Origin of the sequence: Stutzerimonas marianensis (assembly GCF_022810315.1) — a bacterium.
Lineage (GTDB): Bacteria > Pseudomonadota > Gammaproteobacteria > Pseudomonadales > Pseudomonadaceae > Stutzerimonas > Stutzerimonas marianensis.
Window position 1 is genome coordinate 152,581 of the sequence record NZ_JALGRD010000003.1, and the last position, 14,342, is coordinate 166,922.

The 14,342-nt window shown below is 64.9% G+C and carries 12 protein-coding genes and 1 pseudogene; 6 read left to right on the top strand and 7 right to left on the bottom strand.

Going from position 1 to position 14,342, the window contains the following annotated elements:
* Positions 1-64: 64 nt before the first annotated feature.
* The 3 genes from MST27_RS06530 to MST27_RS06540 all read right to left on the bottom strand — a co-directional run bounded on the left by MST27_RS06530 (position 65) and on the right by MST27_RS06540 (position 2,773).
* A complete protein-coding gene (locus tag MST27_RS06530) occupies positions 65-1,246 on the bottom strand; it encodes an acetyl-CoA C-acetyltransferase (protein ID WP_243605197.1) in 1,182 nt (393 codons plus the stop codon).
* A 147-nt stretch (positions 1,247-1,393) separates the two neighbouring features.
* Positions 1,394-2,050 carry a CoA transferase subunit B gene (locus MST27_RS06535; protein ID WP_243605198.1) on the bottom strand — a complete coding sequence of 219 codons (657 nt, stop codon included), beginning with the start codon at positions 2,048-2,050 and terminating at the stop codon, positions 1,394-1,396.
* A 24-nt stretch (positions 2,051-2,074) separates the two neighbouring features.
* The gene (locus MST27_RS06540; RefSeq protein ID WP_243605199.1) at positions 2,075-2,773 is read right to left on the bottom strand and encodes a CoA transferase subunit A; all 699 of its coding nucleotides are present in this window, start codon (positions 2,771-2,773) and stop codon (positions 2,075-2,077) included.
* Positions 2,774-2,907: 134 nt separating this feature from the next.
* Here MST27_RS06540 and MST27_RS06545 point away from each other — a divergent pair, with 134 nt between their 5' ends.
* From MST27_RS06545 to pcaD, 5 genes and pseudogenes are all read left to right on the top strand, one after another.
* Entirely contained in the window at positions 2,908-3,822 is a 915-nt protein-coding gene (locus MST27_RS06545; RefSeq protein WP_243605200.1) for a LysR family transcriptional regulator, read from the top strand.
* A 140-nt stretch (positions 3,823-3,962) separates the two neighbouring features.
* Positions 3,963-5,588, top strand: coding sequence for a methyl-accepting chemotaxis protein (locus tag MST27_RS06550; protein WP_243605201.1), 1,626 nt, complete (start codon positions 3,963-3,965; stop codon positions 5,586-5,588).
* A gap of 191 nt (positions 5,589-5,779) precedes the next feature.
* Positions 5,780-6,103: pseudogene (locus MST27_RS06555) on the top strand (CoA-transferase subunit beta); the annotation flags it as partial.
* Complete coding sequence (gene pcaF, locus MST27_RS06560) at positions 6,100-7,305, top strand: 3-oxoadipyl-CoA thiolase (RefSeq protein WP_243605202.1); 1,206 nt, start codon at positions 6,100-6,102, stop codon at positions 7,303-7,305. The pseudogene MST27_RS06555 and the gene pcaF, both read left to right, overlap by 4 nt.
* 110 nt (positions 7,306-7,415) lie before the next feature.
* Positions 7,416-8,204, top strand: a complete 789-nt coding sequence (pcaD, locus tag MST27_RS06565; protein ID WP_243605203.1) for a 3-oxoadipate enol-lactonase — start codon at positions 7,416-7,418, stop codon at positions 8,202-8,204.
* Between the two features lie 43 nt (positions 8,205-8,247).
* Here the strand turns inward: pcaD and MST27_RS06570 are convergent, their stop codons facing one another.
* Positions 8,248-9,960: a tannase/feruloyl esterase family alpha/beta hydrolase gene (locus tag MST27_RS06570; RefSeq protein WP_243605204.1), complete on the bottom strand. Its 1,713-nt coding sequence runs from the start codon at positions 9,958-9,960 to the stop codon at positions 8,248-8,250.
* Positions 9,961-10,423: 463 nt separating this feature from the next.
* Here MST27_RS06570 and MST27_RS06575 point away from each other — a divergent pair, with 463 nt between their 5' ends.
* Entirely contained in the window at positions 10,424-12,070 is a 1,647-nt protein-coding gene (locus MST27_RS06575; RefSeq protein ID WP_243605205.1) for a Na+/H+ antiporter, read from the top strand.
* Between the two features lie 150 nt (positions 12,071-12,220).
* Here MST27_RS06575 and MST27_RS06580 read toward each other — a convergent pair whose 3' ends face one another.
* The 3 genes from MST27_RS06580 to MST27_RS06590 all read right to left on the bottom strand — a co-directional run bounded on the left by MST27_RS06580 (position 12,221) and on the right by MST27_RS06590 (position 14,326).
* Positions 12,221-12,637, bottom strand: a complete 417-nt coding sequence (locus MST27_RS06580) for a hypothetical protein (protein WP_243605206.1) — start codon at positions 12,635-12,637, stop codon at positions 12,221-12,223.
* Positions 12,638-12,785: 148 nt separating this feature from the next.
* Positions 12,786-13,721 carry a DMT family transporter gene (locus tag MST27_RS06585; RefSeq protein ID WP_243605207.1) on the bottom strand — a complete coding sequence of 312 codons (936 nt, stop codon included), beginning with the start codon at positions 13,719-13,721 and terminating at the stop codon, positions 12,786-12,788.
* Between the two features lie 179 nt (positions 13,722-13,900).
* Positions 13,901-14,326, bottom strand: coding sequence for a VOC family protein (locus tag MST27_RS06590; RefSeq protein WP_243605208.1), 426 nt, complete (start codon positions 14,324-14,326; stop codon positions 13,901-13,903).
* Between the last annotated feature and the right edge of the window lie 16 nt (positions 14,327-14,342).

Genomic DNA, 14,342 nt, shown 5'->3' on the forward strand with positions numbered 1-14,342 from the left:
GCCTGCGATCCGTGTTTCAGCCCCCGTCGTGGTCCGGGTCGCAGGCTGCTCCTGGAAAAGCCGGTCAGGTGCGCTCGATGGCCAGCGCCACGCCCTGGCCGCCGCCGATGCACAGCGTGGCCAGGCCCTTTTTCGCGTCGCGGCGGATCATCTCGTGCAGCAGGGTGACCAGCACGCGGCAGCCCGAGGCGCCGATGGGGTGGCCGAGCGCGATGGCGCCGCCGTTGACGTTGACCTTGTCGGCGGCCCAGCCGAGTTCCTGGCCGACCGACAGTGCCTGGGCGGCGAAGGCTTCGTTGGCTTCGATCAGGTCCAGCTCATCGAGCGTCCAGCCGGCTTTCTCCAGGCAGCGGCGCGTCGCTGAAACCGGTGCGATGCCCATGATCGCCGGATCCACGCCGGCATTGGCATAGGCTTTGATCGTCGCGAGTACGGGAAGGCCGAGCGCCTTGGCCTTGTCGGCGCTCATCAGCAACACGGCCGCCGCGCCGTCGTTGAGGCTTGAGGCATTGCCCGCGGTGACGGTGCCGTCTTTCTTGAATGCCGGTTTGAGCTTGGCCAGCGCCTCGGCGGTGGTGCCGGCACGTGGCTGTTCATCGGTGTCGAAGCGCAGTGGGTCACCCTTGCGCTGGGGAATCTCGATCGGGGTGATCTCGTCCTTGAACCGCCCGGCCTCGATCGCCGCCACGGCTTTCTGTTGCGAGCCCGCGGCAAACGTGTCCTGCGCCTCACGGCTGATTCCGTACTTGTCGACCAGATTCTCGGCGGTGATACCCATGTGGAAATCGTTGAAGGCGTCCCAGAGGCCGTCGCTGATCATCGAATCGACCAGCTCGGCGTGCCCCATGCGCAGGCCGGTGCGCGCCTTGGGCAGCACATAGGGCGCGAGGCTCATGTTCTCCTGCCCGCCGGCGATGATTGCGTCGGCATCGCCGCAGCGGATCGCCTGGGTTGCCAGGTGCAGCGCCTTGAGGCCCGAACCGCAGACTTTATTCAGCGTGAAGGAGGGCACCGCATCGGGCAGGCCGGCTTTGATCGAGGCCTGGCGCGCCGGGTTCTGCCCAGAGCCGGCGGTCAGCACCTGGCCGAGGATGACTTCATCGACCTCGGCGGGGTTCAGCCCGGTCTGTTCAAGCAGGCGCTTGATCACCGCGGCGCCCAGGTCAGGCGCGGCGATGTTCGCCAGGCTGCCCTGGAAGGCGCCAATGGCGGTGCGGGTGGCGGCGACGATGACGACGTCTTTCATGTGTAGGCTCCGGATGGATTGGATGTTGTTATTCAGCGCCAGTGAAAGGTACATGACGCGCTCTCGCCGACGGCGTGCTGGCTTATATCCAGCACGTCGCGCGTCAGGTCAACTGCCCCGGCGCTTGTACCGCATGGCGTGCGGCACTCAGAACACCATTTCCGGCACTTGATCGGGGACCACCAGTTCGCCGGCTGTCTTGGCGACGATTTCCTCGACGCTCACGCCTGGCGCGCGCTCCTTGAGGACGAACGCACCGTTTTCGATCTCCAGGTACGCCAGGTCGGTCAATACGCGCTTGATGCAACCGGCGCCGGTCAGCGGCAGGGTGCATCGGGGCAGCAACTTGGACTCGCCGTCTTTCGACGCGTGCGTCATGAGCACGATGATGTTCTCGGCACCGGCGACCAGGTCCATCGCGCCGCCCATGCCCTTGACCAGCTTGCCAGGGATCATCCAGGAGGCGATGTTGCCCTGCACATCCACCTCGAAAGCGCCGAGCACGGTGAGGTCGATGTGGCCGCCGCGGATCATCGCGAAGGATTCGGCGGAGTTGAAGATGGAAGCGCCGACGCGGGCAGTGACGGTCTGTTTGCCGGCATTGATCATGTCGGCGTCGAGTTCCTCTTCGGTCGGGAACACGCCCATGCCGAGCAGCCCGTTCTCCGACTGCAGCATCACGTCCATGCCCTCGGGCACGTAATTGGCGACCAGGGTAGGGATGCCGATACCCAGGTTTACGTAATAGCCATCCTGCAGCTCGCGGGCGACGCGCTGGGCCATTTGTTCGCGGGAAAGTGCCATGCTCGGGTCCTCTTCTCGTTCTGTTCAGCTACGGACGGTGCGTTTTTCGATGCGCTTTTCGAAGGTGCCGCAGATGATGCGGTCGACGTAGATGCCCGGCGTGTGAATCTGCGTGGGATCGAGCTCACCGGGCTCGACGATTTCCTCCACCTCCACGACCGTGATCCGGCCCGCGGCGGCGGCCAGCGGGTTGAAGTTCTGCGCGGTATGGCGGTAGATGACATTGCCGTAGCGGTCGGCCTTCCAGCCCTTGACGATGGCGAAGTCGCCGGTGATGGCGTGTTCGAGGATGAAGGGGCGCCCGTCGAATTCGCGCACGTCCTTGCCTTCGGCGATGGGCGTGCCGTAGCCGGTGGCGGTATAGAACGCCGGGATACCGGCGCCACCGGCGCGCAGCTTTTCGGCCAGGGTGCCTTGCGGCGTCAGCTCGACCTCGAGCTCGCCATCGAGCAGCTGGCGCTCGAACAGCGCGTTCTCGCCCACATAGGACGCGATCATCTTGCGGATCTGTCGATCCTCCAGCAGCAGGCCCAGCCCGAAGCCGTCCACGCCGCAGTTGTTCGAGACCACGGTCAGGTCGCGGGTACCGCGACGCTTGATCTCGGCGATCAGGTTTTCGGGGATACCGCAGAGCCCGAAGCCGCCGGCCAGGAGGGTCATGCCGTCTACGAGCCCATCGAGCGCTTCGGCATAGGAATTCACGCGTTTGTCGAAACCAGCCATGAACCTGTCCTTCTTGTTGTTGATAGCGGAGGGTTGTCGCTGGAGTGTTCCGCCGATGCCTCTATTTGTTAAGTTGATTTTTAAGCGGGATTGATTGATAAAAACAAATAAACCAACTGCCCGAAGCGAATGCCATGACCGTGAAGCAACTGCGGGCCTTTCTGGCCGTTGCCCATACCCTGAGCTTCGCCCAGGCCTGCGAACGCCTGCACCTGTCTCAGTCGGCGCTGAGCCTGACCATCAAGGCGCTGGAGGAAGGGCTCGGCGGTCGCCTGTTCAGCCGCACCACTCGTGCTGTCAGCCTCACGCCGGAGGGTGAGGCGTTGTTGCCGTTGGCGCGTCGGCTGTTGGCTGACTGGGATAACGCCGAGGATGAGCTCCGCCAGCGTTTCACCTTGCAGCAGGGCCGGGTGGCGCTGGCTTCCATGCCGTCCTTTGCCGGCAATCTCCTGCCAGCGGTGCTGCGGACCTTCAGCGATCGCTACCCCTCGATCAGCGTCACGGTGCACGACGTGATCAACGAGCAGGTCATGGAGATGGTGCGCGACGGGCAGGTCGAGATCGGCATCGCCTTCGAGCCTGAGCCGAGCATGCCGCTGAGTTTCGCGCCCCTCTACAGCGACCGCTTCGTCGCGGTGGTGCCGGCCGGCTCGCCCCTGGCGAGCGAAGCGGAGGTGGCGTGGGAGGCCTTGCTCGGCCAGCCCTTCATTACCTTGCAGCGGCCTTCGACCGTGCGCTTCATGCTTGAGGAAACTCTCCGCCAGCGGGGGCGTGCGCTGTCGGTGCAGTACGAAAGCCATCAGCTGGCGACGGTTGGGCGCATGGTTGCCAGCGGGCTGGGCGTCAGTGCGGTGCCGGCGCTGTGCCGCGCGCAAATGCTTGAACTCGGTGCGTGCTGCGTCGCGTTGCGCGACCCGGTGATCGAGCGGCCTGTGGGCATCCTCACCAAGCCGGGGCACGAGCTATCGGTCGCGGCGCAGGCGATTGCCGATACGCTGCGCGCGGCGGGTGCTTATCCAGGTGAAGGTCGCCATAGGCAAAACCATTGATCTCGATCAACAAAAGCGATTGGCGGTACTTAAGCAACGTCTGAGCTATCCGATAAGAGCAGCATGGATTGGGTTGGCTCGACCGCCTGTCCGCCAGCACCCCTCGGGTGCGTAGTTGGCTCATTCATGGATAGTGACATATGTCTCTACGAAATTTCGGTATCGCGCCCCGGGCTGCCTTGGGGTTTGGTTTGGTTGCATTCTTCCTGCTGTGCATCGGCGTCTTTTCGCTCACGCAGATGGCGCGGATGGACAGCGCTTCAGATGACATCAACAACAACTGGATGCCCTCTGTCACGACGCTCAAGGAAATGAACCAGTCGATTCTTCGGCAACGGATCTTCACCCTCCGGGCGCTGATGCATACCGACGCAGCATCGTTGTCCAAAACCACTGATACGATTCTGCAATTGAGGACCGAGGTGGCGCAGCAGTTCGAGGACTACAAGCGCTACATGACGGGCGCCGAAGAGCAAGGGCTGTTCGACAGGCTCGCAAGCGCCTATGGCGTTTACCTGAACGACCAGAAACAGGTGCTCTCGCTGGTAGATCAAGGTCGTTCCGATGAGGCGCGCGATTACCTCAACGGACCGATGGCCGCCAACGCCGATGCGCTGATGAAAACCCTCATTGCGCTTGGCGAATTCAATACCAAAGGCATCGCCGCTGCTGCGGAGATGTCCGCCGAGACCTATCACAGCGCTCGGATAGCCGTCATCACAGCCATCATCGTCGCCGCTCTGGTTACCGCGCTGCTGGCCTGGCTGTTGATCCGCAGCATCGTCCAGCCGCTGTCCGAAGCGGTGCGTGCTGCTGAGGTGATCGCTTCCGGTGACCTGACCCAGCCGATCGCCGTGGCCGGCAAGGACGAGCCGGCGCGGTTGCTCGATTCGATGAAGAAGATGCAGGCCAACCTGCGCGACACCATCCAGCGCATTTCCGATTCCTCCACCCAGCTCGCGTCCGCCGCGGAAGAGCTGCACGTGGTGACCGAGGACTCCAGCCGCGGGCTGGCCCAGCAGAACGGGGAGATCGAGCAGGCCGCGACGGCAGTCAACCAGATGACCGCTGCGGTCGACGAAGTCGCGCGCAACGCCGTGGCTACGGCCGAGGCGTCCAAGGAGTCCGAGCGTGCCGGGCGCGATGGTCAGCAGCAGGTCACCCGAACCGTGCAGTCGATCAACCAACTGGCCGAGGGCGTGACCACCACGGCTGGGCAAGTGGGTGAGCTGGCCGACAAGGTCCGCGACATCAGCAAGGTGCTTGACGTGATCCGTGCGATCGCCGAACAGACCAACCTGCTGGCACTCAATGCTGCCATCGAAGCCGCACGTGCCGGCGACGCCGGCCGAGGCTTCGCGGTGGTCGCCGATGAGGTCCGTGCGCTGGCGCATCGCACCCAGCAATCGACCCAGGAAATCGAGGAAATGATTGGTGGCATCCAGCATGGCACCGACCGCGCCGTTCAGGCGATGCAGCTGAGCAACGAGCAGGCGCGCTCGACGCTGGTAGTCGCACAGGCAGCCGGCGAGGCCCTGGAGCAGATCGCCGTAGCCATCGCCACCATCAGCGAGCGCAACATGGTCGTCGCCAGCGCTTCTGAAGAGCAGGCCCAGGTGTCGCGCGAGGTGGATCGCAACCTGATCAACATCCGTGACCTGTCGATGCAGACGTCGGCAGGGGCGAACCAGACGAGCGTTGCCAGCCAGGAACTCGCCCAGCTCGCCGTAGGCCTGCGGGGGTTAGTGGGGCGGTTTTCGGTCTGATTTCCGCTAACCGGTAACGAAGCCCCGCACGGTTCGCCGTGCGGGGCTTTTTTGTGTCAGGCGGTATGTTGGAGCGAGGCAAGATCGGCCGCCGATCTACGTGACCCATTCGCTCGGGCATCGGGCCGATGGCTCAGGTTGCTATCGCCTCGTTGGCCAGGCGTACCGGAGTGTCGGTGTTGCGCTGTCTCGGTAATAGCGATACGAAACTGATCGGCGACCATCACCAACCGAAAGTACGCTTGCCAGGCGCGGGCGGTGCACCGGAGATTGGCTATGGCGATCATCACCGACTTCTGCATCATGACGCCCGAAGCCGGGTCCAACGAGTTCGTGGTGACCTCGCTGCATCCCGGCGTGACCGCGAACAGGTGATCGAAAACACCGGCTGGGCCATTCGTTTCGCCGATCAACTGACGGAAACGGCGGCGCCGACCGATGCCGAACTGGAGGCTCTGCGCGCGCTCGAAGCGCGAACGGCCGCCGCCCATGGACAAGCTGGAGGTGACGAGTGACACGCGACGTCTTTATCTGCGATGCGGTACGCACGCCCATTGGCCGCTTTGGCGGCTCGCTGGCCGCGGTGCGTGCCGACGACCTGGCCGCCACGCCGATCAAGGCGCTGTTGGCGCGTAATCCAAACCTCGATCCGGCGGCAATCGATGAGGTGTTCCTGGGTAGCGCCAACCAGGCTGGCGAAGACAACCGCAACGTGGCGCGCATGGCCGCGCTGCTGGCGGGTTTGCCGGAAACCGTCCCAGGCGTCACCTTGAACCGCCTCTGCGCCTCGGGCATGGATGCGGTGGGCAGCGCCTTCCGCGCTATCGCCTGTGGTGAGATCGAGCTGGCGATCGCCGGCGGTGTGGAATCCATGTCGCGCGCGCCCTATGTCATGGGCAAGGCGGACACGGCCTTTGGCCGCACCCAGAAGATTGAAGACACCACCATTGGCTGGCGCTTCATCAACCCGAAGATGAAGGAGCTGTACGGCGTCGACGCCATGCCGCAGACCGCCGACAACGTCGCCGACGAGCATCGCATCAGCCGAGAGGACCAGGACGCCTTCGCTCTGCGCAGCCAGCAGCGCACCGCGGCGGCGCAGCAGGCTGGGTTCTTCATCGAGGAAATCGTCCCGGTGGTGATCAAAGGCAAGAAGGGCGAGACGGTGGTCGACACCGATGAGCATCCACGCGCCGACACCACCACCGAGGCCCTGGCTAAACTCAAGCCGGTCAACGGGCCGGACAAGACGGTCACCGCCGGCAACGCCTCGGGCGTCAACGACGGCGCCGCAGCGATGATTCTTGCCAGTGCCGAGGCGGTGCGGAAGTACGGCCTCAAGCCGCGCGCCAAGGTGCTCGGCATGGCCAGCGCCGGCGTCGCACCGCGGGTTATGGGTGTCGGACCGGTGCCGGCGGTACGCAAGCTGTGCGAGCGGCTGGGCAAGGCGGTCGCCGACTTCGATGTGATCGAGCTGAACGAAGCCTTCGCGGCCCAGGCCTTGGCGGTGACCCGCGAGCTGGGCCTGGCGGACGACAGCCCCAAGGTCAATCCGCAGGGTGGCGCCATCGCCCTCGGGCACCCGCTGGGCATGAGCGGCGCTCGCCTGGTGCTGACCACGGTGCATGCCCTGGAAAAATCCGGCGGCACGCTCGGTCTGGCGACCATGTGCGTGGGCGTCGGGCAGGGCCTGGCGCTCGCCGTCGAACGGGTCTGAACGAGGCCGGGCGGGGCTTGCGCGTCGCCCGGTTCCGACCTTTGCTTGCCTCTGATCGCCAGGCCGTCCGGTTCGCCTGGCGGCATTTTCATATTCAAGAAGGAGTGGGCATGCCCAGCGTCAAACTCGCCGACTGCGAACTCAATTACCGCCTCGACGGCCCGGTCGATGCGCCGGTCCTGGTGCTTTCCAACTCGCTGGGCACTCAGCTGGGCATGTGGGATGCCCAGCTGCCAGCCTTCACCGAACACTTTCGGGTGCTGCGCTACGACACCCGTGGCCATGGTCGCTCGTCGGTCACGCCCGGACCCTATTCGATCGAGCAGCTCGGCCGCGACGTGCTGGCGATGGTCGATGCGCTCGGGTTCGATCGCTTCGCCTTTTGCGGCCTCTCCATGGGCGGGCTGATCGGCCAATGGCTGGGCATCAACGCCGGCGCGCGGCTGACGCGGCTGGTGGTGTGCAACACCGGCGCGAAGATCGGGACCGACGAGGTCTGGAACGATCGCATCGATACCGTGCTCAAGGGCGGCCAACAGGCCATGCGCGACATGCGCGATGCGTCCATCTCGCGCTGGTTCACGCCTGGCTTCGCCGAGCGCCAGCCTGAACAGGTGACTCGAATCACCGAGATGATTGCCAGCACCTCGCCGGAGGGTTACGCGGCCAACTGCGGTGCGGTGCGCGATGCCGATTTCCGCGAACAGCTGGGTGCCGTTGCGGTGCCAACGCTGATCGTCTGCGGCAGCCATGATCCGGTCACGACCCCTGAGCACGGGCGCTTCATGCAGCAGCGCATCGCAGGCGCGCAACTGATCGAGCTGGAAGCCGCGCACCTGTCCAATGTCGAACAGGGCGACGGCTTCACCCAGCCTGTGCTGGCGTTCCTCAAGGGCTAAAAAGAGCACGCGACCGGCTCTATCCGGTCGCCTGCTTTTCTCCTCAGTGGGTGTCTCGGTAACTGTTCACGCAGATGAAGCTGCGGGCCTGGTCCACGTCGCCTTTGCCGCGATAGAGCGGCCAGCGTGGGTATTCGCACAGTGGCCGGGTGCGGCCGGGCACCGCGACGCTGTCGGTCACCACCTGGCGACGGGGTGCGATACCGCGCTCTACCCAATCTTCCAGCGCGCTGAGCGAATCCCAGGCGGCGTTGAACACCGTGCTTGCGGCATGGGCATAGCCGGGAATCTCGTAATAGCGCATGAAGCGTCGGGTCTGGCCCTCGCCCATGTCGCGTTGCACGCGCCGGTAGTAGTCGGCGGTGGCGCGGGTGCTGACGAGCTGGTCGGACGTGCCGTGCGCCATGAGGATCTTGCCGCCGTTGTCGGCAAAGGCCGAGAGATCGGTCCGGTTGACGTCCTGGCGCAGGGACAGCGCGTCGACGCGTGCTTGCCAGGGGCCCAGCCGTGTCGGGTCGAGGGTCAACGAGTTGAACGCCGGGTTGCGTGTCACGAAGTAGCGTACCCATTCGTCCCAGAAGCCGGAATGGTAGGGCGCGCCCTCGGCGAAGCCGGTGCCGTGCACGGGCATCGGGTAGTCCGGTTGCAGCGTGTTGAGGCCCAGGCGGTTGACCACCAGTTGCAGGCCCTCGCCGGGACGTCCGAGGTCGGTGCCCCAGGTATTGAAGCCGGGGTAGCCGGTTTCGCCGCTGGCCAGCGGCTGGCTGAAGCGGATCGGCGTATCGAAAACCTTCAGTGCAGCGATCTGCGCATCGGACAGGCAGGCATCGCCCATATCCGCGCCGCCGGGGCAGCGTAGCGGACGGCCGTTGAGCCTCGCCCTGGCCGGGTCGAAGCGGGCATTGCAGGCGGCCTGATGGCTGATAACCCGGTCGCGCACGCCGTCGAGTCCGTCGCATGCCTGCATCGCGGCTTCGAGCAGCGCGGCGCGCTTCTGCAGGCTGGGAAAGGCGCCGGGTTGGGCAAATGCGCGCGTGATGCGCCCGAACTGCAGATCGAGCGCGGCGGCGTTGTAGGCAGGATAGAGCACGATGGCGCCCTGGAAGTCGGTCGGCCATTGCTGGACCACCGCCAGGGCCTCGCGCCCACCGGTCGAGCCACCGGCGAAGTAGCTGCGCGTCGGCTGGCTGCCGTAGCGGCGCTGGATCAGTTGCATGGCGGTGTCGCGGGTCTTCTTCAATGCATCGTGTGCATAGTTCGCCAGCGCTTCTTCGTTCCAGGCGAAATCGCCGGGGTTGACCGGGTTGGCCGGATGCCCCGAATCGCTGCCGAACACCGCATAGCCGCGGCCCAGTGGTGTCGGTTGGTCGACCGGCCCGGCTGGGACGTTACCGGCCACGTTCGGCACCGTGCCGTTGTAACCACCGCCGCCAAACATCATGGCCTTGCCGTTCCATTGCTCGGGCAGGGCAATGCGCATCCGGATGGGTGGGGCCGACGGATCGACCGGTGCGATCTCGACGCTGACGTCGCAATAGGGGCCGGCGCTCGCGTCACCCGGAACGGCAGTTGCCGCAGTGACACGGGCACCGGAGGTGGGCAGGGCGATGGCGCTGGCGGGCACGCGGGCTCCGGTCAGCCCGCTGCAGGTCGCGGCCAGGGCGGGTTCGGCTGTCAGCAATGCCAACGCGGAGAGGGCCAGCCAGCGGCGGCAGGGCAGGGGTTTCGGGGCCTTGGACGGGCGGGGTAGGGTCATGGGGGCATCCTTCTTGTTGTTGTGGGGGTGGCGCGTGCCACTTGGCCGATAACAGCCAAAGATGTGCCAGGTGCAGGCCGTCCGAGCCCGCGACCGATGGCTGGTCGATCCAGCGAAACCCGGCGGCTCTGGCTCGCAGGCACCGCGCACGGCTCACCGCAAGTCGTGCTGCGCGCGATGTCCAGTACAGATGACAGCAGCACGCTTCGTTGTCCGCGCCGCCGCACATGATGTCTGGACGGCTGGACAGCCGACGAGCGGCAGGCCAAGAGGGGGGTATTTCGCGTCGTGACGGTGACGGGTTCGTCTGGATGCAACGTCTGTGGATCAGGCTTTTCCGGTCCGGATCACGTTAGGCCGTAGTGATCTGACGAATGAGCCGGCTATATCAAAACCTCTGGCTATACTTTTTGTTACATCGCTCATGTAACAGGCCACTCCCTCGCAGAGACGCATCCGCCTCATGGAAACGCTTTACCTGATCTTCCTGTTGTTGCTCGCCGTCGGCGCCAGCCGCATTCTCGCCAACATCGTGCCGCTGCCCCTGCCGATCCTGCAGATCATCATGGGGACGGTGCTGGCGCTTCCGCCCTTCGGCATGGGCGTCGAGCTGCGGCCGGAGATCTTCATGCTGCTGTTCATCCCGCCGCTGCTGTTCTACGACGGCTGGAAGATTCCCAAGCGTGAGTTCACCGAGCACGGCGCCGAGATGACGGCCATGTCGCTGGTGCTGGTGCTGATCATCCTGGTCGTGGTGGGCTATTTCATTCACTGGCTGCTACCGGCCATTCCGCTGGGCGCGAGCTTCGCACTGGCGGCCATCCTGTCGCCGACCGATGCGCTGGCGGTGATCGCCATCGCCCAGGGGCGCCTGCCACGGCACATGGCGCACCAGCTCGAAGGCGAGGCGATGATGAATGACGCCACGGGCCTGGTGTCCTTCAAGTTCGCGCTGGCCGCGGCGATCACCGGCAGCTTCTCGCTGCTCACGGTGACAGGCGAATTCTTCGTGATCGCGCTGGGCGGCCTGGCCATCGGCGCGGGTCTGAGCTGGGCGGTGGGCAAGGCCAAGCAATGGATGACGTCGCGCGATCTGTTCGACCCCTCGACCTACGTGGTCATGATTCTGCTGTTGCCCTTCGCGGCGTTCTTTCTCGCCGAGCATGCGGGCATGTCCGGTATTCTCTCGGCCGTCGCGGCCGGCATGGTGCAGAGCCGTATCGACATGCTGCCGGTGAAAACCACCACCCGCATCCTCAACCGCAGCATCTGGGAAATGCTCGACTTCAGCTTCAACGGCCTGGTGTTCCTGCTGCTGGGCTTGCAGTTCCCGCGCATCGTCGAGCGCGTCTGGGAGGCGGCGGGGCACGAAACCTATCGGATGCCGATGCTGATCTTCAGCGCGCTGGCAATCATGGGTTTGCTGCTGCTGGTGCGTTTCGCCTTCGTCTACGCCTATCACTGGGGCGAAGCGCGGGTAAGGCGCATGCGTGGCAAGCCGGTCGAGGACAAGCCATTACGGTTGTTTTCGGCCTTGAGTGCGGTGGCCGGCGTGCGCGGCGCGATCACGCTGGCGGGTGTGCTGTCGATCCCGCTGATGATTGGCGACACCCCGTTCCCTGGGCGCGACCTGATGATCTTTCTCGCCGCGGCGGTGATCATCCTGTCTTTGCTGGTCGGAGCGCTCGGCATTCCGTACTTCCTCAAGCAGTTGCCCAACAACGACTTCGAGCAGCATGAAGAAGAGCTGCAAAAGGCGCGGCGAATTGCAGCCCAGGCCGCTGTCGGTTGGCTGGAGAACTGGAAACAGGCCAACCCGGTGGACGATCCCGACAAGGCGTTGCTGCACAGTGAGGTGACCGCGCGGGTAACCGAGTCCTACCGGCACGACATCGAAGCGCTGATGAACCACCACGACCGGGTGAACCAGGCACGGCAGACGCGTGCGCTGGAGCGCGATATCCGGCTGCAGGCCATCGCGGTGCAGCGCAAGGAAATGTACCGGATGCGCAAGCGCCACCTGATCGACGAGCAGATGCTGCAGACGCTGTTGCGCGAACTGGATTACGAGGAGGCGGCGCTGGGTAGCCGCGAGGCAGCGGCGCACTGAGGGGATTGGCCCAGCCGCGTGCTGGGCTGTACGCCGTTGGGCGGATGAATCCGCCCCTACTGACGGGTTTGGACGGCAGCGCCCGCAGGCTTGATTTCGTTCGGCCAGACGGATGTGCCGGGTGTTGTTAGGCCAGACTCCGCAAGCCGATTAGCGGCCAGCCATGTCCTGGCGCGTTTCGGGCTCGAGGACGGCGATGGTCTGGTCGCTGTGCTTGAACGACACCAGCGCGGCGAGCCAGGCCTGCAGCATCGGCGACTTGCTCTTCTGATTGCGCATGGCGATGGTCAGGATCTCCCGGGCGATGGTGACCATCGCCGCCTTGCTGCCGAGGAAGTGCCAGTTGAACCAGCCGTCGCCATAGCTCCAGGGCGTGGACTGGCCCCCGGCGATCGGGATGTAGACCTTGACCGACAGATCGAAGAGCACCTCGGGTTTGGAGATGATCAGCAGGTTCACGTCCGTCACTTTGCTCAACCAGTAGCGGTGGTCGAAGCGGCCGCCGGTCAGCGTTGCGGACTGGCTGAGTGCATCGTTGATCAGCGCACGGTTATCGATGACTTGCACGGTGAGGGCTTCCGTTTGCAGTGGGTGGCCGCTCGAGGCTGCCACGAAACGCGGCATGCGCCTGATCGACCCGGAGTCGCGCGGTACGCTGTCTGGGAGGGCAGGTCGCGCTTGGCATGCCGGGTTATCGGTACGTCGACGGTTTTGTTTAGCGCCTGCTCGTCGAGTCGCCTCGTTTGATGATCGTGCTGATCCAGCCGTAGCCGCTGACCAGCACGATGCCGCACAAGGCCATGACGGCGCCCGTCACGAAGCCAGGCTCGATGGGCTCGGCCAATAGCCAGGCACCGAGCGCCACGCCGAACAAGGGCGTGAGAAACGACAGCACGCCGAGGCGTGACGCCAGGTAGCGGCGCAACAGGCTGAACCAGAGCAAAAAGCTGGCGAAGCTGACCACCAGTGACTGGAAGCCCAGGCTCAGCCACACCAGGGGCGTTGGATTGAAGGTGGTGTGGCCGGTCAGCAGGGCCACCGGCAACAGCAGCGCGAAGCCCGTCAGCAATTGGTACAGCAACGTCTGGGTGGCCGGTAGCGAGGACAGGCGGGTGGTGCGGATCAAAACCGTGGTCGAACCCCAGGCAGCACCGCCGAGCAGCGCCAGGAAGTCACCCCAGAGCACGCCACTGAATTCACCGCCCTTGTCGGCACCGCGCATGAAGGCGACCGCAATCCCGACGAACGCCAGGCCGACACCGAACCATTGCAACGGCGCGAGGCGCTCGTTCGGCAGTTTCCAGTGCAGGCCCAGCGCCGCGAACACCGGCGCGGTGTAGAGGAACACCACGACATGCCCGGCCGAGGTGTGCCGTACGGCTTCACCGACCAGGAGAAACTCCAGCGCGAACAGCGCGCCGGCCAAGCAGCCGACCTTCCAGACGCCCTCGGCAACGGTCAACCGCTCCCGGCGCATGGCCATGAGCGTTACGACGAGCAGGGCGCCGACACCCGAACGCAGTGCGATCTGCAGGACCGGGGAAAAATCCGCCGCGGTCGCCTTCAGCGCGATCTGCTGCATGCTCCAGATCAGGCAAAGCATGAGCATCAGGCTGACTGCGGGCAGATCGAGCGGCTTGCGAGTGTCCATGAAACGCTCCGGGACGAAGGGAGCCGCGCATTGTCCGGCATCGGGTCGCTCGAAGGCGAGTGGTGCGGGAGGAGTAGAAAAATCGGCGGCGCGCATGTGGCGCGACTGACCGGGGCGCGAGGTTGGCCGCCGGAGGCGCGTCGTGCTGCCCGCTCACGCTACCCGGCGGTCGGTGATGCTCATTTGGCGAATAGCTGGCTCATGTCCTTGAAGGCCTTGAATTCCAGCGCGTTGCCACAGGGATCGAACAGGAACATCGTCGCCTGCTCGCCGACCTGGCCCTGAAAACGTACATACGGCTCGATGACGAAGGCCGTATTCCGTGCGCGCAGGCGTTCGGCCAGGGCTTCCCACTCGGGCCAGCTGAGCACGATGCCGAAATGCGGTACGGGTACGTCGTGGCCATCCACGGCGTTGGTGTGCGCGGCCTCCTGGGATGCAGTTCGCGGGTGCTCGTGGATCACCAACTGGTGTCCGTAGAAGTCGAAGTCGACCCAATGCTCGGAGGAGCGGCCTTCAGGCAGGCCGAAGACCTCGCCATAGAAGCGGCGCGCGGCCGGCAAGTCGTAAACGGGAATCGCAAGGTGAAAGGGGGACAGGCTCATCGGGGCATCCTTCTTC